At 71.2% G+C, this 20,784-nt stretch carries 18 protein-coding genes; 8 read left to right on the top strand and 10 right to left on the bottom strand.

From position 1 onward, the window contains the following. Nucleotides 1–47: 47 nt before the first annotated feature. The 4 genes from LG391_RS22285 to ubiG all read right to left on the bottom strand — a co-directional run bounded on the left by LG391_RS22285 (nt 48) and on the right by ubiG (nt 3,905). Nucleotides 48–992 carry an NAD(P)-dependent oxidoreductase gene (locus LG391_RS22285; protein ID WP_225770250.1) on the bottom strand — a complete coding sequence of 315 codons (945 nt, stop codon included), beginning with the start codon at nt 990–992 and terminating at the stop codon, nt 48–50. After that, nucleotides 992–2,134 (bottom strand): glycosyltransferase family 4 protein, encoded by a 1,143-nt coding sequence (locus LG391_RS22280; protein WP_225770249.1) that lies wholly within the window; start codon nt 2,132–2,134, stop codon nt 992–994. Before LG391_RS22280 ends, LG391_RS22285 begins: the two co-directional genes overlap by 1 nt. Before the next feature lie 119 nt (nt 2,135–2,253). Next, on the bottom strand, nt 2,254–3,156 hold the full coding sequence (locus LG391_RS22275) for an NAD(P)-dependent oxidoreductase (RefSeq protein WP_225770248.1): 903 nt from the start codon (nt 3,154–3,156) through the stop codon (nt 2,254–2,256). Further along, a complete protein-coding gene (gene ubiG / locus LG391_RS22270) occupies nt 3,153–3,905 on the bottom strand; it encodes a bifunctional 2-polyprenyl-6-hydroxyphenol methylase/3-demethylubiquinol 3-O-methyltransferase UbiG (RefSeq protein WP_225770247.1) in 753 nt (250 codons plus the stop codon). Before ubiG ends, LG391_RS22275 begins: the two co-directional genes overlap by 4 nt. A gap of 151 nt (nt 3,906–4,056) precedes the next feature. Between ubiG and LG391_RS22265 the strand changes: the two genes are divergently transcribed. The 8 genes from LG391_RS22265 (at nt 4,057) to LG391_RS22230 (ending at nt 14,462) form a co-directional block, all read left to right on the top strand. Beyond that, nucleotides 4,057–5,277, top strand: coding sequence for an aspartate kinase (locus LG391_RS22265; RefSeq protein ID WP_225770246.1), 1,221 nt, complete (start codon nt 4,057–4,059; stop codon nt 5,275–5,277). Nucleotides 5,278–5,290: 13 nt separating this feature from the next. Further along, nucleotides 5,291–7,573, top strand: coding sequence for a phosphoenolpyruvate--protein phosphotransferase (ptsP, locus tag LG391_RS22260; protein ID WP_225770245.1), 2,283 nt, complete (start codon nt 5,291–5,293; stop codon nt 7,571–7,573). Nucleotides 7,574–7,730: 157 nt separating this feature from the next. Further along, the gene (locus LG391_RS22255) at nt 7,731–8,921 is read left to right on the top strand and encodes a helix-turn-helix domain-containing protein (RefSeq protein WP_225770244.1); all 1,191 of its coding nucleotides are present in this window, start codon (nt 7,731–7,733) and stop codon (nt 8,919–8,921) included. Nucleotides 8,922–9,030: 109 nt separating this feature from the next. Then, nucleotides 9,031–10,170, top strand: coding sequence for a flavodoxin-dependent (E)-4-hydroxy-3-methylbut-2-enyl-diphosphate synthase (ispG, locus tag LG391_RS22250; RefSeq protein WP_225770243.1), 1,140 nt, complete (start codon nt 9,031–9,033; stop codon nt 10,168–10,170). 81 nt (nt 10,171–10,251) lie between these two features. Next, on the top strand, nt 10,252–11,331 hold the full coding sequence (gene prfA, locus LG391_RS22245) for a peptide chain release factor 1 (protein ID WP_225770242.1): 1,080 nt from the start codon (nt 10,252–10,254) through the stop codon (nt 11,329–11,331). A gap of 295 nt (nt 11,332–11,626) precedes the next feature. After that, nucleotides 11,627–12,520, top strand: a complete 894-nt coding sequence (gene prmC / locus LG391_RS22240; RefSeq protein ID WP_225770241.1) for a peptide chain release factor N(5)-glutamine methyltransferase — start codon at nt 11,627–11,629, stop codon at nt 12,518–12,520. A gap of 147 nt (nt 12,521–12,667) precedes the next feature. Next, the gene (locus LG391_RS34955; RefSeq protein WP_308013062.1) at nt 12,668–13,801 is read left to right on the top strand and encodes a DUF4167 domain-containing protein; all 1,134 of its coding nucleotides are present in this window, start codon (nt 12,668–12,670) and stop codon (nt 13,799–13,801) included. Nucleotides 13,802–13,925: 124 nt separating this feature from the next. Then, nucleotides 13,926–14,462, top strand: a complete 537-nt coding sequence (locus LG391_RS22230; RefSeq protein ID WP_225770240.1) for a PRC-barrel domain-containing protein — start codon at nt 13,926–13,928, stop codon at nt 14,460–14,462. 243 nt (nt 14,463–14,705) lie between these two features. Here LG391_RS22230 and LG391_RS22225 read toward each other — a convergent pair whose 3' ends face one another. The 6 genes from LG391_RS22225 to LG391_RS22200 all read right to left on the bottom strand — a co-directional run bounded on the left by LG391_RS22225 (nt 14,706) and on the right by LG391_RS22200 (nt 20,769). After that, nucleotides 14,706–15,995, bottom strand: coding sequence for an aminotransferase class III-fold pyridoxal phosphate-dependent enzyme (locus LG391_RS22225; RefSeq protein ID WP_225770239.1), 1,290 nt, complete (start codon nt 15,993–15,995; stop codon nt 14,706–14,708). Between the two features lie 8 nt (nt 15,996–16,003). Beyond that, nucleotides 16,004–16,783: a cytidylyltransferase domain-containing protein gene (locus LG391_RS22220; RefSeq protein WP_225770238.1), complete on the bottom strand. Its 780-nt coding sequence runs from the start codon at nt 16,781–16,783 to the stop codon at nt 16,004–16,006. Continuing rightward, on the bottom strand, nt 16,780–18,054 hold the full coding sequence (locus tag LG391_RS22215) for an aldo/keto reductase (RefSeq protein WP_225770237.1): 1,275 nt from the start codon (nt 18,052–18,054) through the stop codon (nt 16,780–16,782). Before LG391_RS22215 ends, LG391_RS22220 begins: the two co-directional genes overlap by 4 nt. Next, entirely contained in the window at nt 18,051–18,794 is a 744-nt protein-coding gene (locus LG391_RS22210; RefSeq protein ID WP_225770236.1) for a GNAT family N-acetyltransferase, read from the bottom strand. Before LG391_RS22210 ends, LG391_RS22215 begins: the two co-directional genes overlap by 4 nt. 269 nt (nt 18,795–19,063) lie before the next feature. After that, entirely contained in the window at nt 19,064–20,002 is a 939-nt protein-coding gene (locus LG391_RS22205; protein ID WP_225770235.1) for an electron transfer flavoprotein subunit alpha/FixB family protein, read from the bottom strand. Between the two features lie 17 nt (nt 20,003–20,019). Continuing rightward, on the bottom strand, nt 20,020–20,769 hold the full coding sequence (locus LG391_RS22200) for an electron transfer flavoprotein subunit beta/FixA family protein (RefSeq protein WP_225770234.1): 750 nt from the start codon (nt 20,767–20,769) through the stop codon (nt 20,020–20,022). Nucleotides 20,770–20,784: the final 15 nt, after the last annotated feature.

Here is a 20,784-nt window from a genome sequence, read left to right as displayed (position 1 = left end):
CCAACCGATGGACCAGGGCGACCGGGCCCGGCGGCGGATGCGTGAATTCAGGCGATCTTGGACAAGGGGCGGGACTCGGTCCCGAAGCTCCGCTGCACCAGGTCGCGCAAACCCTCCTCGAGCGACCATTTCGGGGCCCAGCCCAGCGCCGAACGGATCTTGGCGGTGTCGGCCGAGAGCGACGGCCGGTCGAACTTCCGGAACTGCCTCTTGTCCTCGACCACCGGCCGGGGGTCGCCGACCAGGCGCCGGATGGTCTCGACGACGTCGCGCACCGGCGTCGGCACCGAGGAGGCGACGTTGAACACCTCGAACCGTCCCGTGTCCTGGAACAGGGCGGCGATGGCCGCGTCGGCGATGTCGGAGACGTGGATGAAGTCGCGCGTGGCGCCGAGATAGCCCATGCGGATCTCCGGCTGTGACCGGTCGCGCATGCGCTTCAGGGCATCGGGGATCAGATGCGGGTTGGTCTCGCCCGGGCCGAAGGCGTTGGCGAAGCGCAGGGCCACGCCGGACAGCCGGTCGTTGGTGCGGGTGGCATAGGCGAGCAGATCCTCGCCCAGCAGCTTCGACAGGCCGTAGGCGTTGACCGGGGCCGCCGGGTCGGTCTCGCGATGGACCCGGTCGACCGGCGCGTAGACGTCCATGGTCGAGGCGAAGACCACCTTGCGCGCCGGCGTCCGCTCGAGCGAGCGCAGCACCAGTTCGGTCCCCCGGACATTGGTGGCGAAGGTCTCGTCCGGATGGGCCATGCAATAGGGGATGAAGTGGATCGCGGCGAAGTGGATCGCGCCATCCGGCTGGAACTCCTCGACCAATTCCAGGAGCTCGGTGCTGCCGCAGGTGCCGATGTTGAGGCGCCGGAACACGGCCTCCTGCGGCAGCGAGCTCTCGCGGCCGAAGGACAGGTTGTCGATCGCCAGGATCTCATTGCCGTCGCGGGCCAGGCGCCGGGTGATCTGGCTGCCGATGAAACCGGCCGCGCCCGTCATCAAAATGCGCATGAATCCTGAACCTTCATTTTCGAAATATCGGCCACGGCCCGGCCCTCGATCTGCTCGGCGAGCGCCTGCCAATCCAGCTCGTCGGCGCGCTCCAGGCTTCGCCGGGACAGATCCTCCCATCGGTCGGCGGCGGCGGCCAGGCCGTCGGTGAAGGCATCGACATCCGGGTCGGTGACGACGCCGCAGCCGTAATGGTCGACGACGTCGCGGGTGCCGTTCTCGGGAAAGCGCGCCGTCACCGTCGGCAGGCCGCTGGCCATGGCCTCGGCGACGATGCGGGGGAAGCCCTCGCGCCGGCTGGTGATCGCCAGCAGCCTGGCCGTGCCCAGCAGCTCGATCTTCTGCTGCTCGCTGACCGTCCCCAGGATCCGGATCTGGCCCGCGGCCAGCGAGCCGGCGGCATGGGCGCGAAGCGCCGGCAGCTCCGGCCCGTCCCCGGCGATCACCAACTCGTCCCCGCCGAGCGCCCCCAGCCGGTTGTGGCCGGCGGACTTCAGCCGGGCGAAGGCGTCGATCAGGAAGGCCAGGTTCTTGTGGGCGGTGATGCGGCCGAGATAGAGGATGTCGCGGCGTTCCGCGGCCGGCAGGCTGCGATAGGCGGACCGGCGAATCCCGCTCGGCAAGTAGAAGACCGGCCGTCCGGAGGCGGTGCCGATCCGCTCGCACACCGCCGGGCCGACCCCCATGTTCTGCCCGCTCAGGCGGGGCAGCATCCACTGCATCAGCCGGTAGAAGCGGGCGTCGCGCACCTCGCACCAGTCGACCACTGAGCGCTTCCGGGCGCCGTGGGGGGCAAAGGCGATATGGGCCAGCGGCCACTGGTTGAACAGGTTGAGATCGAAGCTGCGCGCCTTCAGCACGCCTCGCACCCAGGTTGCATACTTCAGTATGGTAATCGGATTCCGAGGCAACAGGCGCGATTGCGGCCTCTGGTAATGCTCGTCCACGGGAAACCGATGGACTTCAATACCACCCAGGATTTCATGACGCGGCAAATCTCGCTTATGGGCAATACAATATACTGAGACACTATGACCGCGCTCCCGAAACACTTGTGCGAGTTCGGCAAAGCGAATTTCCTGCCCACCAATGCTCGGAGGATACAATTCGGTAAAAATTCCGATGTTCATCCCGGCTCACCAATGGCGCGCATAATATACCATGCGCCTATGTTCTTGTATCAGTAACGAAGATTAGATAGCACGGGCCGGAGTGGCGGCAAGAAAAATTCTGGAGACAAAGTCCGGGCTCAGGCCCGGGCCGGGGCGCTCTCGGACCGGCGCGGCCAGGCATCGAGCCAGAGCTGTTCGGCCAGGGCTTCGCGGAAATTGTGCTGGGGGGCATAGCCGATGGCCCGGCGCGCCGCGTCGATCGCGATCACCCGGTCGATCGATGCCGGCAGCCGCCAGCCGAGCTGCCGGTAGGCGCCTTCGACGAAGGGGTGGTGGCGGCGGAGCGCCGGCAGCGGGTCGCGCCGCAGCTGTCCGCATTCCCCGGGCGTGAACGGGCTGGCGGCGGCGATGTTCAGCACGAGCGCGCCGCTGCCCGGACGCTCCGCCGCCAGGATATGCGCCGTCGCAGCGTCGCGCGGGTCGACGCCGCGGTACAGCCGGTCGTTGACCGCCTCGTTCGGCGGCGTCGGGAAGAACCGGCCGCAGCGCAGGATGAGGCAGCCCTCCGGAAACGATCCCGCGGCCGCCAGGACCAGGGCCTCGGCGTCGCGCTTGCTCTCCTCATACGGCGTCTCCGGCGCCGCCGGCAGATCCTCGGTGACCCAGGCCGCGGCCTCGGCGCCGCGGATCGCGCCGCCATAGAGCGCGGTGGTGCTGGTCAGCACCAGCCGCCGCACCCCGGCCTCGCGCGCCGCCGCGATCACCGCCTCGGTGCCGCCGACATTGACCCGACGAACCTCTCCGGCCGGCACCGGCGTGCCGGGGCCGCCATTCAGCCCGGCGGTGTGGATGACGGCGCGGGCGCCATGGAAGGCGCGGCGCAGGGTGACGCCGTCCAGGATGTCGGCGCGGTGGGTCACGGTCGGCGCCTCGACCCGGTCGACCCCGGCCACCGGCCCGGCCCCCGCGATCGAGCCGCACAGCAGCGAAGCGGCGATGCGGGAGCCGAGATAGCCGGCGCTGCCCGTGACGACGATCATCCGGCGCCCGGCCGGGCCGCCGCAAGGATGTAGTTCACCCCCAGCCGGTGCGGCGCCAGCCGCCACCCGCCGCTCGGGTCCGGGACCATTCCGGCGACGTCCTGGACCTCGAGCCCGGCCCGGCGCAGGGCGGCCGCCAGCTCGTGCGGCTTCAGGAACTTGCGCCACTCATGGGTGCCGCGCGGGATGATGCGCAGCAGGTGCTCGGCGCCGAGGATGGCGACGGCCCAGCTGCGGCGGGTGCGGTTCAGGGTCGACATCACCAGCGTCCCCCCCGGCCGCAGCAGCCCCGCCAGGGCGCCGCAGAAGGCCTCGACATCGGCGACATGCTCGACGATCTCCAGGGCCAGCACGGCGTCGAAGCGGACGCCGGAGGCGGCGAGGTCCTCGGCGCTGGCGCAGCGATAGTCGATGGCCAGGCCGGATTCGGCGGCGTGGGCGCGGGCGACGCCGATCGCCTCGGCCCCCGCATCGACCCCGGTGACCGTGGCGCCCAGCCGGGCCATCGGCTCGGACAGCAGGCCGCCGCCGCAGCCGATGTCGAGGATCCTGAGGCCGGACAGCGGCTTCGGCGCCAGCGGGTCGCGGCCCAGCCGGGCGCAGATCCGGTCGCGGATATAGCCGATGCGCAGCGGGTTCATCCGGTGCAGCGGACGGAACTTGCCGTCCGGGTCCCACCAGTCCGCCGCCATCGCCTCGAAACGGGCGATCTCGGCGGAATCGATCGTCGCCGCCGGGCTTTGCGCCATGAACAAGGGTCCTCGTCTTTCGGTTGCGCCAACCTTGCGTCGCGAGACGTTGCGTCGGTCTCGGCGACGCAGTATGGGTAGCGGGCCTCGCGGCCGCAATGCCGGCATTCCGGCCCGCGGCGCCCCTGTCACTTCAAACCCGCGGCGGCCGATGGCGCGCATTGTTCAGAAGTTTGGCGGCACGTCGGTCGCCGATGTCGAGCGGATCAAGAACGTCGCCCGTCGGGTGCAGGCGGAGGTCGCGCGCGGCAACCAGGTCTCGGTCGTGGTGTCGGCGATGTCCGGCGTCACCAACCAGCTGGTGAAGTACTGCAACGACATCTCGCCGCTGCACGATCCGCGCGAATACGACGCGGTCGTGGCCTCGGGCGAGCAGGTCACCTCCGGCCTCCTGGCGCTGGCGCTGCAGGAGATCGGCCTGCCGGCGCGGTCGTTCCAGGGCTGGCAGGTCGCGGTGCACACCGACGGCTCGCACGCCAAGGCGCGGATCCTCGACATCGACCCGCAGCAGCTCGAGGACTCGCTGGCGCGCGGCGAGGTGCCGGTGATCGCCGGCTTCCAGGGCGTCGCCGCCTCCGGCCGCATCACCACGCTGGGCCGCGGCGGCTCCGACACCTCGGCGGTGGCGCTGGCCGCCGCGCTGAAGGCGGACCGCTGCGACATCTACACCGATGTCGACGGCGTCTACACCTGCGATCCGCGGATCGTGCGCAAGGCGCGCAAGCTCGATAAGATCACTTACGAAGAGATGCTGGAGATGGCGTCGCTCGGCGCCAAGGTGCTGCAGACCCGCTCGGTCGAGATGGCGATGAACCATCGGGTCCGGGTGCAGGTGCTGTCCAGCTTCGAGGATGTGCCAGGGACCCTGGTGGTGGACGAGGACGAGATCGTGGAGAAAGAGGTCGTCAGCGGGATCGCGTACAGCCGGGACGAGGCCAAGATCACCGTGGTCCGCGTGCCGGACCGGCCGGGCGTGGCGGCGGCGATCTTCGGGCCGCTGACCGACGCCAACATCAATGTCGACATGATCGTCCAGAACATCTCCGAGGACGGCCAGGCGACGGATCTCACCTTCACCGTCGGCAAGGCGGATCTGGAGCGCGCGGTCAAGGTGCTGTCCCAGCACAAGGAGACGCTGGGCTACAGCCACCTGATCCCGGACGAGAACGTGGTCAAGATCTCGGTGATCGGCGTCGGCATGCGCAGCCATGCCGGCGTCGCCCAGCGCATGTTCAAGGCGCTGGCCGAGAACGGCATCAACATCCAGGTGATCTCGACCTCCGAGATCAAGATCAGCGTCCTGGTGGCCGAGCAGTACACCGAGCTGGCGGTCCGCGCCCTGCACACCGCCTACGGCCTGGACAAGGCCTGATGGAGAAGGCCTGATGACCCGGCCGGCGGGCGGGCCCGCCCCGGGCATCGGGCCGTCACGTCGCCTCCTCGCCCGGCTGCGCGACGTCATGGCGGGGTCGGGGACGGCGCAGTCGCGCCTCGACAAGATCGTCACCCTGATCGCGGCCGAGATGGTGGCCGAGGTCTGCTCCTGCTACGTCTCCCGCCCGGGCGACGTGCTGGAGCTGTTCGCCACCATCGGCCTGAACCCCGACGCGGTGCACCGCACCCGCCTCCGGGTCGGCGAGGGCCTAGTGGGCGAGGTCGCGGCGACGGCGCGGCCCCTGGCCATCGCCAACGCGCCCTCCCATCCGAAGTTCGCCTACCGGCCGGAGACCGGCGAGGACCCGTACGAATCCTGGATGGGCGTGCCGATCCTGCGCGGCGGCAAGGTGCGCGGCGTGCTGATCATCCAGAACCAGATGAAGCGCAACTACTCCGAGGACGAGGTCGAGACGCTCGAGACCATCGCCATGGTGGTGGCCGAGCTGATCGTCGGCGGCGAGATCGCCCGGCCGGAGGAGGTGGCGAGCCCGACCGCCGTGTCGCTGCCGGCCCGGCTGCACGGCATCGCGCTGAACGGCGGCCTGGCCCAGGGCCTCGCGGTGCTGCACCGGACCCAGATCACCGTGCGCCAGATGGTGGCCGACGACCCGGCGGTGGAGCTGGAGCGCTTCCGCCAGGCGGTCGAGCACATGCACCGGTCGATCGACGACCTGGTGGCCGACCACCGCGCCGGCGGCATCGGCGAGGGCGGCGAGATCCTCGAGACCTACCGCATGTTCGCCGAGGACCGCGGCTGGCTGAGCCGGATCCACGAGGCGATCGACACCGGCCTGTCGGCCGAGGCCGCGGTGCAGCGCGTGCAGAACGACATGGCCGCGCGCATGGCCCGGGTCACCGACCCCTATCTGCGCGAGCGCCTGGCCGATTTCGACGACCTCGCCAACCGCCTGCTGCTGCATCTCGCCGGCCGCACCTCGGCCGCCGCGCTCGGCACTCTGCCGGACGACATGGTGCTGGTGGCCCGCGCCATCGGCCCGGCCGAGCTCTTGGACTACGATCGGCGCAAGCTGCGCGGCCTGGTGCTGGAGGAGGGATCGGCCCCCAGCCATGTCGCCATCATCGCCCGGGCGCTGGACATCCCGGTGGTCGGCCGCTGCGTCGAGGCGATGCGGCTGATCGAGCCCCTGGACCCGATCGTGGTCGACGGCGACCACGGCAACGTCTTCGTCCGTCCGTCCGAGGACGTGATCGAGACCATCACCAAGGCGATCCAGGTCCAGGCCGGGCAGCGCAAGCTCTACGCCGAGGAGGCGCGGCTGCCGGCGGTGACGCGCGACGGCACCTCGGTCTCGCTGATGCTGAACGCCGGCCTGCTCTCCGACATGCCGCATCTCGACGCGGTCGGCGCCGACGGCATCGGCCTGTACCGCACCGAGATCCCGTTCATGGTGCGGTCGGAATATCCCAGCGTCGCCACCCAGACCGACCTTTACGCCCGGGTGATCGACCTGGCCGAGGGCCGGCCGGTGGTGTTCCGCACCCTCGATGTCGGCGGCGACAAGCGGCTGCCCTATTTCGCCGAGATCGATGAGGACAATCCGGCGCTGGGCTGGCGCGCGGTGCGCATCGGCCTCGACCGGCCGGCGATGCTGCGCCAGCAGCTGCGCGCCCTGATCCAGGGTGCCGCCGGGCGGCCCTTCGGGGTGATGTTCCCGATGGTGTCCGAGGTGACCGAGCTGGACGCCGCCCGGGATCTCTTCGACCGCGAGGTGGCGCGGGCCGCGGCCCAGGACGTGCCGGTCTCGGACGAGATCCGCGTCGGGGTGATGCTCGAGGTGCCGTCGCTGCTGTGGCAGCTCGACCAGGTGCTGCGCACCGCCGATTTCGTCGCCGTCGGCTCGAACGACCTGATGCAGTATCTCTACGCCGCCGACCGCACCAACACCCGGGTGGCGCAGCGCTACGACACGCTGTCGCCCGGGCTGATCGCCGCCCTGGCCGAGGCGGTGTCGCGCTGCGACGCCGCCGGTCGCAGGATCAGCCTGTGCGGCGAGATGGCGTCGCGGCCGATCGAGGCGATGACCCTGCTGGGCCTGGGATTCCGCACCCTGTCGATGCCGGCGACCGCGATCGGCGCGGTCAGGACCATGGTCCGCAGCCTGGACCTCGGCCATTTCTCGCGCTGGTTGTCCCAGGTCCGAACCAATGCCCGCGGTTCGCTTCGTCCCGCCATCCGCGCCTATGCCCGCGACCATGATGTTGCAATATAGTGTGGCGAATCTCGGATTCGTTTTGCTGTACGGACGGAATCGTCTAAATAAAGACAGTCGTCTCGGTCGTGGGGGAGTGGGCCTCGACATCATGACAGGGCGGCGTGCCGGCTTTCATCTGTAACACTTTCGGTCAGCACAAAGCGGCTCGAACGATATGGCCCAGAGCAATCGCAAACACCTCGCCGTGGTGCACGAGGCCGCGGACTCCCCAGACAACCCTCTCGATGCCGGGGCGGTGGATCACGTGATCGACATGAACGCGCCGGTCGGCCGCATCCTTGCGCAGGCGCGCGAGATCGCCGGCTACAGCCTCTACGACGTGGCTGCGGCGCTGCGCATCCGCCACGGCCTGCTGCAGGCGATCGAGGACGGCCGCAACCAGGACCTGCCCGGTCCGGTCTACGCCATCGGCTTCGTCCGCACCTATGCCGAGTTCCTCGGCTTCGACGGCGACCAGATGGTGGCCCGCTTTAAGCGCGAATCCGCCGCGGTCGAGAAGAAGCCCGACCTGGTGTTCCCGGCGCCGGTGCCGGAAGGCAGCCGCGTCCCGGGCGGCGCGATCCTGATGATCGCGGTCCTGATCGGCGGCCTGGCCTATGCCGGCTGGTATTACCTGTCCTCGGCCAACCGCGACGTGGCGGCCGAGATCGCGGCCCTGCCGGCGCGCTTCGCGGCGCTGCTCGACGGCGCCCCGCAGACCGAGCCGAACCCCGGCCCGGTGGTGCAGCCCGCCGCCCCGAACAGCGGCCCCAGCCTGCAGACGGCCGCCCCCGTGGCCGAACCCGGCCCCGGCGAGCGCATGACCGCGGGCCCGATCGTGCCGGGCCCGACCGCGCCCGCCGGCACACCGGCCCTGCCGTCGGTCGCGGCCCCGGCCGCGCCGGCCCAGACCACGCCCACCCAGACCGCGGCGATCCCGGCACCGCCCGCCGTCCCGGCCGCGCCGCAGGTCGCGGTGCCCCAGGCCCAGCCGGCGGCGCAGCCGCAGCTGCCGGCCGCCATGGCCCTGGCCGACCGCCCGCTCGGCGCCGCCCTGGCGAACGAGCCGCCGGCGCCGCAGGTGCCGGGTCCCGGCGACAGCCGCATCATGCTGCGCGCCAGCGCCGACAGCTGGGTCCAGATCCGCGATCGCCAGGGCGGGCTGGTGATGACCCGGGTGATGGCGGCGGGCGAGACCTACGCGGTGCCGCCGCAGGAGGGCCAGCGCCTGACCACCGGCAATGCCGGCGGGCTGCAGGTCGAGGTCGATGGCCAGCCGGTGGCGTCGCTCGGCGGTCCCGGCCAGGTCGTGCGCAACGTCGCGCTCGACCCGCAGAAGCTGCGCGACCGGGCGGCGGCAAACTGAGCGGGCTCCTCCGTCGCACATGGTCGCAATGCCCCCTGCCGGATTGCAGGATCGGCGCGAAAGGGCCATGTTGTCGCGCAACGAACGCCGCATCACCCAAGGTCCCGTCATGAGCGCCGTCCGCGCCTATCGCCAGATCCAACGCCGGAAATCCCGCCTGATCCATGTCGGCAAGGTTCCGGTCGGCGGCGATTCGCCGATCACCGTCCAGTCGATGACCAACACCCGGACGACGGACATCCAGGCGACGATCGACCAGATCCGGCAGCTCGAGATCGCCGGCGCCGACATCGTCCGCGTGTCCTGCCCGGACGAGGAATCGAGCGCGGCCTTGAAGCACATCGTGCCGGAAGTGACCGTGCCGATCGTCGCGGACATCCATTTCCACTACAAGCGCGGCATCGAGGCGGCCCAGAACGGCGCCGCCTGCCTGCGCATCAACCCCGGCAACATCGGCTCGAAGGAGCGGGTGGCCGAGGTGGTGAAGGCGGCCAAGGACCATGGCTGCTCGATGCGGATCGGCGTCAATGCCGGCTCGCTGGAGCGCGAGCTCTTGGAGAAGTACGGCGAGCCCTGCCCGGAGGCGATGGTCGAATCGGCGCTGAACCACATCCGGATCCTCGAGGACCACGACTTCTTCGACTTCAAGATCTCGTGCAAGGCGTCGGACGTGTTCCTGGCCGTCGCCGCCTACCAGGCGCTGGCCGAAGCCTGCGACTACCCGCTGCACATCGGCGTCACCGAGGCCGGCGGCCTGCGCAGCGGCACGGTGAAGTCGTCGATCGGCCTCGGCATGCTGCTGTGGTCCGGCATCGGCGACACGGTGCGCGTCTCGCTCTCCGCCGATCCGGTGGAGGAGGTCAAGGTCGGCTTCGACCTGCTGAAGTCGCTGGGCCTGCGCCACCGCGGCGTCAACATCGTGTCGTGCCCGTCCTGCGCCCGGCAGCAGTTCGACGTGATCAAAACCGTCGAGGTGCTGGAGCAGCGCCTGGCCCACATCACCACGCCGATGACCGTCTCGGTGATCGGCTGCGTGGTCAACGGCCCGGGCGAGGCGACGATGACCGATATCGGCTTCACCGGCGGCGGCAAGGGCACGCACCAGGTCTATATCAACGGCCTGCCCGACCACCGGCTGAAGGACGAGGGCATTGTCGACCACCTGGTCGCGCTGGTCGAGGACAAGGCCAGGCAGATCGAGGCCGAGCGCGCCGCTGCCGAGGCGGCCTCGGCCCAGGCCGCGGAATGAGCGTGCGCCTGTCCGGCCGCTAGCGGGCCTCGGTGGATCATCATCCGACCGACCGGCCCGTTCTCCTGATTTGAGCCTTCCGTGCAACTCGACGAAAACCTGAACCGTGTCCTGTCCCGCGTGGCCGAGCTGCGCGACGGCATGGGCTCCGGCAAGCTATCGCCGGACCAGTTCACCGCCTATTCCAAGGAATATTCCGAGCTCGAGCCGATCGCGGACGAGATCGCGGCGCTGCATCGCGGCCGGGCCGAGCTGGCCCAGCTCGAGGCCATGGTGGCGGCCGAGACCGATCCGGAGATGAAGGCCCTGGCGCAGGAGGAGCTGTTCGCCCTCCGGGACTCGCTGCCGGCCTTGGAGCGGCGGGTGCAGGTGCTGCTGCTGCCGAAGGACGAGGCCGACGACCGCAACGCCATCCTCGAGGTCCGCGCCGGCACCGGCGGCGACGAGGCGGCGCTGTTCGCCGCCGACCTGTTCCGCATGTACCAGCGCTATGCCGCGATCCGCGGCTGGCGCTTCGAGGTGATGGACATCGCCGACACGCCGCTCGGCGGGTACAAGGAGGCCTCGGCCGAGATCAGCGGCCGCGGCGTCTTCGCCCGGCTGAAGTTCGAGAGCGGGGCCCACCGCGTCCAGCGGGTGCCGGAGACCGAGGCCCAGGGCCGCATCCATACCTCCGCCGCCACCGTGGCGGTGCTGCCGGAGGCGGAGGAGGTCGACGTCCAGATCGACGACAAGGACCTGCGGGTCGACGTGTTCCGGGCGCAGGGCGCCGGCGGCCAGCACGTCAACAAGACCGAGAGCGCGGTCCGCATCACCCATCTGCCGACCGGCATCGTGGTGGTGATGCAGGACGAGAAGTCGCAGCACAAGAACCGCGCCAAGGCGATGAAGATCCTGCGCGCCCGCCTGTACGAGGCCGAGCGCGCGGCCAAGGACGCGGCCCGGGCGGCCGACCGGCGCAGCCAGGTCGGCTCCGGCGACCGGTCGGAACGGATCCGCACCTACAACTTCCCGCAGGGGCGGGTCACCGACCACCGCATCAACCTGACGCTCTACAAGATCGACCGGGTGATGGCGGGGGAGGCGCTGGACGAGCTGATCGAGGCGCTGATCGCCGAGGATGAGGCGGCCCGCCTCGCCGCCCTCGCCGACCAGCCGTGATCTCCGTCTTGCCCGCGGGGGCGTTTCGCGACCGCTCGATCGCGTTGCCTCTCCCGCTTGCGGGAGAGGTCGGAGACGCGAAGCGGCTCCGGGTGAGGGCCAGCCGGCCTCGAGTCCGGGATGATCACTTCAGGATGGGGCGGATCGCGTGCACTCGCCCGGAAAGGGTTGCGGGTGCGGTGGCACCGCTTGGCCCTCACCCGGTCGTCCTGCGGACGCCCGACCTCTCCCGCAAGCGGGAGAGGCAACGCGTTTCCACCTTCGTGACCGCTCTTCGCCGGAGGACGGTCAGGCTATGACCCCCCGCGCGCCCAAAATCGCCGAGGCGCTGCGCGACGGCACGGCGCGGCTGGCTGCGGCCGGCATCGACAGCGCCCTGTCCGACGCCCGGCTGCTGCTGATGCACGCTTTGGGCTGCGACCGCACCGGGCTGCTGTCGCGCGCGGCCGAGGCGATGCCGGCGGAGGCCGCCGCGCGCTACGCCGGCTACATGGCCCGCCGGGAAGCGCGCGAGCCGGTGTCGCGCATCCTCGGGCGGCGCGAGTTCTGGAGCCTCGATTTCGCGCTGGGCCCCGCGACGCTGGACCCGCGGCCGGACAGCGAGACGCTGGTCGAGGCGGCGCTGGCCGCCGTGCCGGACCGGCCGCCCTCCGACCGGCCGCTGCGCGTGCTCGACCTCGGCACCGGCACCGGCTGCCTGCTGCTCGCCGTCCTGCACGAACGCGCCGCCGCCTTCGGCATCGGCGTCGACCGCAGCGAGGCCGCGGCGCGGACGGCGCGGGACAATGCGCGCGCCCTGGGCCTGGCGGATCGAGCCTCTTTCCTGGTCGGCGACTGGGCGGCGGCGCTGGCCGGCCGCTTCGACCTGGTCCTGTCCAACCCGCCCTATATCCCGGACGCCGACATCGCGGCGCTGGACCCCGAGGTGCGGGAGCACGAGCCGCTTCTCGCCCTGTCCGGCGGTGCCGACGGGCTCGACGCCTATCGCGCCCTGGCCGCGGCGTTGCCGGATCTGCTGGCGCGGGGCGGCACGGCGGTGGTCGAGCTCGGCATCGGCCAGGCGGCGGACGTGGCGGGGCTGTTCCGTGCGGCGGGCCTTGACATCGTCGGCACGCCGCCCGATCTGGCAGGCATACCGCGTTGTGTCGTGGTGAAAAAAGCATTTGGCCCGACGGCGGATTGCCGTTAGGGTCCCTTTATTCCGTCATTTCCGGGCTTGACCGCTTGAGGCGGCCGCCATTCCGGCGCTGGAAGCGACGATGACGCTGGGCCCGGTCGCGTCAGGCGGCGGCGAGGGACGGCAGCGCGGAAACAGCGATCTGCAGAAGCAAGGCTGATGAGACCAGGACCGAATTCGCGGCGTGCGCGCGGCAGGAACGGCGGCGGTGGTGGCGGCGGTGGCGGCCAGCAGCGCCGGCCGAACGCGCTGCCCAACCGCAACCAGACCATCGACAGCAACGGGCCGGACATCCGTATCCGCGGCAACGTCTTCCAGGTCTACGACAAGTACATGGGGCTGGCGCGCGACGCCCAGGCGTCGGGCGACCGCGTCATGGCCGAGAACTACCAGCAGCATGCGGAGCACTATGTCCGCATCATCAACGCCATGAACGAGGCCTACGGCCAGCCGCACCAGCAGCAGGGCGGCCAGGACAGCAGCCGCGAGCAGCCGGGCGTCGATGCCGATTACGACCCGCTGACCAGCCCGCCGCCGCAGCGCCGCGAATTCGAGGCGCGCAACGACGGCGGCGACCGGCAGCAGCGCCGCGACTTCGAGCCGCGTGAGGGCGGCGACCGGCCGCGCCGGGAGTTCGAGGGCCGTGGCGAAGGCGGCGACCGGCTGCCGCGCCGGGAGTACGAAGGCCGCGGCGACGGCGATCGCCAGAACCAGGGCTTCCGCGACCGGGATCAGGGGTTCCGCGAAAACCGCCCGCCGCGCGACCAGGGCTTCCGCGACCAGAATCGCGACCGCGACCAGGGCCAGCGCGGCGACCGCTTCGGCGGCCAGCGCGAAGGCCGTCCGGACTACCGCAGCGAGCGGCCGCAGCCGCCCGCGGCACCGGATCTGAACGCGCCGCAGCCGCATATCCCGAGCCCGCTCGATCCGGCGCCGGTCGATCTCGCCCCGTCTTCGGCCAGCTTCGGCGCGGACCCGCGGGACCAGGAGGACAGCGGCCTCGACACCGAGCTCGCCCTGCCGGCCTCGATCATCGCCCGGCCGCGCCGTGGCCGTCCGCCGCGGGCCGCCGCGCCGGCCGAGGCTGCGCCGCCGTCGGACCAGCCGGCGCCCGCCGCACCGGCGCCGGCGCCCGCCCAGCCGCCCCAGCCCGAGGCCTCGGCGCAGCCGGGCCTGCCCGGCGTGGCGGCGGAGGAGGCCCCGGCCCCCGCGCCGAAGCGCCGGCCCGGACGGCCGCGCAAGGTGAAGGCGGCGGAGGAGACCCCCGCCACCGAACCGTCGAGCGGCGAGTAAGGTTTCCGATCCGAACCGAAAGCCCGGCGCTTCGCCGGGCTTTCGTCGTTTCGGGGAACCGCGCCCCGGAACCTCCTGTTGCCCAGGTATCTCCATGAGATCCTCGACGAAAGGAGGACCGATCATGCGCAAGACCCTGATGGCGGCTGCTTCCGCCGTCGCCCTGCTGGCCCTGCCGGCCATGGCGCAGACGACGACCCAGCAGCCTCCCGCCGACACCACAGCCCCCTCCACGACCGCCCCGTCCACGACGGCCCCCTCGGCGGCGACTCCGGGCAGCACGGTCCCGGAGGGTCAGCAGCAGCTTCCGGACACGCATATCCTCGGTTCGGACCTGATCGGCGCCAGCGTCACCAACGCCAACGGCGATTCGATCGGCAAGACCTCGGACGTGCTGGTCGACAAGGACAGCAAGGCCGTGGATGCCGTGGTCATCGATGTCGGGGGTTTCCTCGGCATCGGCTCGAAATCCGTGGCGATTCCGCTCGACAAGCTGACCATCGGCGCCCGGCCCGACGAGGGCGTGAAGACCGCCATGACCAAGGAGCAGCTGGAAGCGCTGCCCGCCTTCGAGGGCCGCAAGGCCGAGGAGCCGCCGCCGGCCGCGCCGGCCACCGGCACGACGGGCGGCACCACCGGCACCACCGGTTCGGGCGGCTAGCACGCCCGGCTGATTCGCCGCCGGCAGGGGCGGCGAAAGGGACCACCCCGAGCGGCCGGACATCCCGGCCGGCGGGGTGGTTTCGTTTGAAAGACTGCCCCGAGACTCACCTCCGACGGCCATCTGACGCGGTTTTCTCCGCTTCCGGCGCTCACGGACGTCCTGTCCGCTGCGCTCCGGTTCTCGAAAACCACGCCAGCTGACTCGTCGGAGCGAGTTCGGAACGGCCTTTCAGCAGACCGTTCAACGCACCCGGAACAGCGGCACCAGCGGCTCGCAGCGCAGCTCGGCGCGCACCCGCTGCTGGCCGATGGCGGCCGAGAGCAGGGCGAAGACCTCGTCATAGACGGCCAGCACGCGGTCGACATCGGCCGGGCTGTGGGCATAGCTCATGTTGTGGCTGCCGAGCGACAGCACGCCGCGGGCGAAGATCTCCTGCAGCCACAGCGTCTTGATCTCGAAGGCGCCGGCGTCCGGCTGGTCCTTGATCAGAAGGAAGGTCCAGGACGGGTGGCCGGACAGCGACAGAACCTCGCCCAGCCGGTGCCGCTCGATCAGCGCCGCGGTGCCGTCGCGCAGGCTCGTGCCCAGCTCGGCCATGTGCCGGGTCACCGGCTCGCGCACCACCTTGTCCAGCGTCGCCCGGGCCGCGGCCAGCGACAGCGTCTCGCCGCCCATGGTGAAGGAGAAGAAGATCTCCTCCATCTCCATCATCAGGTCGCGCCGGCCGCACACCGCCGACAGCGGATAGCCGTTGGCGATGCCCTTGCCCAGCGTGGTCAGGTCCGGCATGACGCCGAACAGCTCCTGCGCCCCGCCATTGGCGACGCGGAAGCCGGTGATGGTCTCGTCGAACACCAGGACGGCGCCGTGCTTCGTCGCCCGCTCGCGCACCCCTTCCAGATAGCCTTCGGCCGGGAAGGCGACGTTCATCGGCTCCATCACGATCGCGGCCACCTGGCCGGCGTGCTCGTCCAGCAGCCGGTCCAGCGCCGCCGGGTCGTTGTAGGGGAAGGTGTGGGTCAGCGCCCGGGTCGCTTCCGGCACGCCGCGGTGCCGGGCGGTGGCGCCGATATACCAGTCCTGCCAGCCGTGATAGCCGCAGACCAGCACATGGTCGCGGCCGGTATAGGCGCGGGCGACGCGGACCGCTCCGGCGGTGGCGTCCGACCCGTTCTTGCCGAAGCGCACCATCTCGGCGGAAGGCACGATCGCCACCAACCGCTCCGCCACCTCGGCCTCCAGCGGGCTCGACAGGCTGAAGATGGTGCCGTCCCCGACCTGCGCCTTGACCGCGGCAGTCACGTCCGGGTCGTTGTAGCCCAGCGTCACCGAGGCCAGGCCGTTGATGAAATCGATGTACTCGTTGCCGTCGACGTCCCACAGCCGGCTGCCCTGGCCGCGGGCGGCGAAATAGGGCGACACGCCGAGCGGATACTGCGTGATGCTCTTGCTGAAGGTCTGGGCGCCCAGCGGGATGGTCTGCCGGGCCCGGTCGAGCATCGCCTCGGATGCCGCATAGCGTTCTGACACTTTGGTCCTCACGATCTGGCCAAGTCTTGTCGGGCGGCGGCGTCCTGAGCGAGCGAGCGCTCCAGGCCCTCGTTCCGCCGGTGGACGCGGTTGAGCGCGGCGATCTCCGGATGCGCCGCCAGGAACTGCAGGATGTCCCCGGTGCCGAAGGCCGGGTTCTTCGGGTACAGCGCGGCGTAGACCGCTCGCACCAGGGCCAGGTCCTCCGGCGTGTCGACGGTCCAGCGCTGGTCCGACAGGTCGGTCTCGCCGACCAGGCTGCCCAGGCGGAACCGCTCCGGCCGGGTGTAGATGAAGCGGGTGACGTGCTCGCGCTCGGACGGCAGCGCCGCCTCGCGCCACGCCGCCTCCAGCACCTCGGCGCGCATCGCCTCGGCGTCCAGCCCGTCGGGCCAGCGCGGCGTCAGCGTGTTGCAGGAATAGTCGTAGCCGCCGGCGACATGCATCGCGACCAGGGCGTCGATGAGATCCGGGTCGGCCAGCGGGCAGTCGGCGGTCAGCCGCACGATCTGCTCCGCGCCGCTGCCCGAAGCGGCGGCATGGAAGCGGTCCAGCACGTCGTCCAGGCTGCCGCGGAAGCAGTCGACGCCGATCCGGGCGCAGAGGTCCACCAGGGCGTCGTCGGCGGCCTCGGTGCTGGTCGCGACCAGCAGCGTGTCGAGCCTCCGGCAGCGCCGCAGCCGCTCGACCTGGCGCGCCAGCATCGGCTCGCCCAGCAGATCTGCCATCACCTTGCCGGGCAGCCGCGACGAGGACATCCGCGCCTGCAGGATCGCCAGCACCGTCATGTCCGCTCCCAATAGCTCTTGCCGTCCAGGATGAGGCGCCCTCCGGCCGCGGTCCAGCCGGCACGGGCGAAGGGGCCCGCCTCAGCGGCGGTCAGGCGGCGCAACCCCAGCTGCTCGAAGGCCAGCCGGGCGGTCAGCGCCACCGCCTCGTCCTGCCAAGCGGCGGGCATTCCCCCCGCGTTCTCCAAGGCGACCGCCGCCTCGCCGGCGGCGCGGTCGACTGGGCCGAGCCGGATGGTGCCGAGGGCGTCGCCGCCCTCCTTCGGCAGCACCGCAAGCACCGCCGTCTCGCCGGACGCCGTCGGCCGCAGCGCCACGGCGGCGCCGGTCAGGATCGCGGCCGGGCGGTCGCCGGACGGCCACAGCGCCGGGTTCAGCACCAGGTCGTCGACCGACTGCACCGGCGCGGCCGGCGGCGGCGCGGCGGCGACGGCCCGCAGGATGCCGGCCAGCTCCTCCGGCCGGGTCACGCCGACCAGGGCGGTGCCGATCTCCGGCCGGCCGATCACGGCGCCCAGCGCCGCGGCCAGCGGCTCGGTCCCCGCCGCGGCGACGGCGCCGCGCCAGCGCCCGACCAGGGCCTCGGCCTCGGGCGACACCCGGGCGGCATGGGCGGGCGGGGCCAGCAGCAGCCCCTGCAGAAAGACCGACCGGGCGTGCAGCTCGATCCCCCGCTCGGCCATCGCCGCGAGGAGCGGCGGGCCGATGCGGCCATCCACGGCATTCCAGGGCAGCTGCACGATGTCCAGCGGATAGCGCGCCAGCACGGCGGCGAGCTGCCCGGCGCTGTAGACCGAGGCGCCGATGCGCTCGACCTCGCCGGCCCGCTTCAGATCCTCCATCGCCGCCCACAGCCCCGGGCCGCCGGGCCGCAGCAGGTCGTTGGCGTTGTGGGTCAGAAGGCCGGCCAGCCGGTCGCGGCGCAGCTTCGTCCGCGACGCCGCGAAGGCGTCGTGCACCGCACGGCCGATGTCGTCGGCATGGCGCAGCCCGGCCAGATGCGGCGTCTTGGTGACGATGCGGAAGCGGTGCGCCGCCGGCAGCACCTCGCCCAGCACCTGCTCGGCGGTGCCGTAGGCCGGGGCGGTGTCCAGCACGCCGATGCCGGACGCGGCCGCCGTCTCCAGGATCGCCGCCACCTCCCCGGGCGGGCAGAGGCCGCGGTCGTTGGCGATGCCGTAGTCGAGCCCGAACTGGGCGGTGCCGAGGCCAAGCGCCGCGGCGCCGCGCCAGGGCGGCGAGGAGACGGGGACAGGCGTCGCGGCGATCAAGATTCGCGCGGCCCCAGCGTCCGTCGCTCGAAGGCCTCGATCTCCGCCTTGTGGCGCGGCAGCTCGCGCTCCTGGAAATCGCGCAGCCTGGCGGCGAACCCCTGCTCGGGCAGCGCTGCGATCAGCCGCAGCATGGCCTCGTTCCCGGGCCAGCAGGTGCCGCCGCGCCGGGCCGCCAGCGCGGCATAGTCCTCATAGAGGCAGGAGATCATCACGGCGTTGCCGACCGTCTCCCGCCCCTTGGCGAAGCCGCGCCGCAGCATGCCGTCGGTGAAGAAGCCCAGCAGCTCCAGCCGCCGGTTGTAGCGCTCCAGCGCCGGCCAGGCCTGGCCGGCCCAGATCCGCTCCAGCCCCATCCGGCGGAAGCCGTGATCGGTGACCCGGGCCCAGGCTTCGAGCTGGATCTGCAGCCCTTCGGGCGGCCGCCGGCCGACGACGATCGAGATCTGGGCCGAGCGGGCGACCCAGTCGATCGTCGACAGCGAGACGGTGCCGTACAGCGGGCCGCCGCCCTTGCCGCAGATCATGACGGCGAAGCGGTCGCGCCGGCGCAGCGATGCCAGGAACTCGTGCTGATCCTCGGCATGGTGCGGGAAGACGCCCTGGTTCAGCCAGCGCGTCGTCTTCTCGTCGTTGAACCAGTCGGCCCAGCCCTCCTCGATCGCGGCGGCGGAGGGCACGCAGAGATCCAGCGTCTCGCCCTTGATGAAGACGGAATGGCGCGGCGTCTCATCCGGCATCCGGACGCATCCTCCTGCTGCCCTGCGGTCGCGCGTGCAACCCGGCCCGGCGCCTTCCGGAAACTTCTTCGCCCTGGCGCGGCACAATGTGCAAATCGGCGATCCGCAATCGGTGGTCGAAAACGCCCTAGCAGCGGACAACCGGCTGGTCCTGTCAAGGGGAACCGGATGGCGGCCGGTCCTATCCCGCTATGGACTCTCCGGCAGCAAAAAGGCGCATCCCGAGGGATGCGCCTTCCGCGTCTTGAGCGATGGATCCGGCGGCCGTCTCAGGCCTTCTTCAGCTCGGCCTCGAGCTCCGGGATCACCTTGAACAGGTCGCCGACCAGGCCGTAATCGGCGACCTGGAAGATCGGCGCCTCCTCGTCCTTGTTGATGGCGACGATGACCTTGCTGTCCTTCATGCCGGCCAGGTGCTGGATCGCGCCGGAGATGCCGACGGCGATGTACAGGTCCGGCGCCACCACCTTGCCGGTCTGACCGACCTGGTAGTCGTTCGGCACGTAGCCGGCGTCGACCGCGGCGCGGCTGGCGCCGATGGCGGCGCCGAGATGGTCGGCGATGCCCTCGAGGATCTTGAAGTTCTCGGAGGAGCCGAGGGCGCGGCCGCCGGAGATCACGATCCGGGCCGAGGTCAGCTCCGGCCGCTCGGACTTGCTCAGCTCCTGGCCGACGAAGCTCGACAGCCCGGCGTCCGGCTTGGCCTCGACCGCCTCGATCGCGGCCGAGCCGCCCTCGGCGGCGGCCGCCTCGAAGGCGGTGCCGCGCACCGTGATCACCTTGATCGGGTCGGCCGACTGCACCGTGGCGATGGCGTTGCCGGCATAGATCGGCCGCTCGAAGGTGTCCGGGCCGTCGACCGCGGTGATCTCGGAGATCTGCTGCACGTCGAGCAGCGCCGCGACGCGCGGCAGCAGGTTCTTGCCGGCGCTGGTCGCGGTGGCCAGCACATGGCTGTATCCCTTGGCCAGGTCGGCGACGAGCGGCGCCACGGTTTCGGCCAGCTGATGCTCCAGCGCCGGGGCCTCGGCCAGCAGCACCTTGGCGACGCCGGCCACCTTGGCTGCGGCCTCGGCCGCCGGACGGGCGCCGGACCCTGCGACCAGGACATGGATGTCGCCGCCGATCTTCTGCGCCGCGGTGACGGCGTGCAGCGTGGCGGGCTTCAGGGTGGCGTTGTCGTGGTCGGCAACGATCAGGATCGACATGGCTTGGTCCCCCGCCCTCAGATCACGCGCGCTTCGGTCTTCAGCTTGGCCACCAGCTCCTGCACGCTGGCGACCTTGACGCCGCCCTTGCGCTTCGGCGGCTCGGCCACCTTCAGCGTCTTCAGCCGCGGCGCCGGGTCGACGCCAAGATCGGCCGGGGTCACGGTGTCGAGCTGCTTCTTCTTCGCCTTCATGATGTTCGGCAGCGAGGCGTAGCGCGGCTCGTTCAGGCGCAGGTCGGTGGTGACGATCGCCGGCAGCTTGACCCGGATGGTCTCGAGGCCGCCGTCGACCTCGCGGGTCACCAGCGCGGCGCCGTCCTCGATCACCAGCTTCGAGGCGAAGGTCGCCTGGCCCCAGCCCAGCAGGGCCGCCAGTGCCTGGCCGGTCTGGTTGGCGTCGTCGTCGATCGCCTGCTTGCCCAGGATCACCAACTGCGGCTGCTCCTTCTCGACCAGGGCCTTCAGGATCTTGGCCACGGCCAGCGGCTGCAGCTCGACATCGGTCTGCACCAGGAGGCCGCGGTCGGCGCCCATCGCCAGGGCGGTGCGGATCGTCTCCTGCGCCTGGGCCGGGCCGATCGACACGGCCACCACCTCGGTCGCCTTGCCCGCCTCCTTGATGCGGATCGCCTCCTCGACCGAGATCTCGTCGAAGGGGTTCATCGACATCTTGACGTTCGCCAGGTCGACGCCGGACCCGTCGGCCTTGACCCGGACCTTGACGTTGAAGTCGATCACCCGTTTGACCGGGACCAGGATCTTCATCGGCTCGCACTCCAT

This window comes from Inquilinus sp. Marseille-Q2685 (assembly GCF_916619195.1).
Classification (GTDB): domain Bacteria; phylum Pseudomonadota; class Alphaproteobacteria; order DSM-16000; family Inquilinaceae; genus Inquilinus.
The sequence above is the reverse complement of the archived record's forward strand: the minus strand, read 5'-3'. Positions and strand labels throughout refer to the sequence as shown.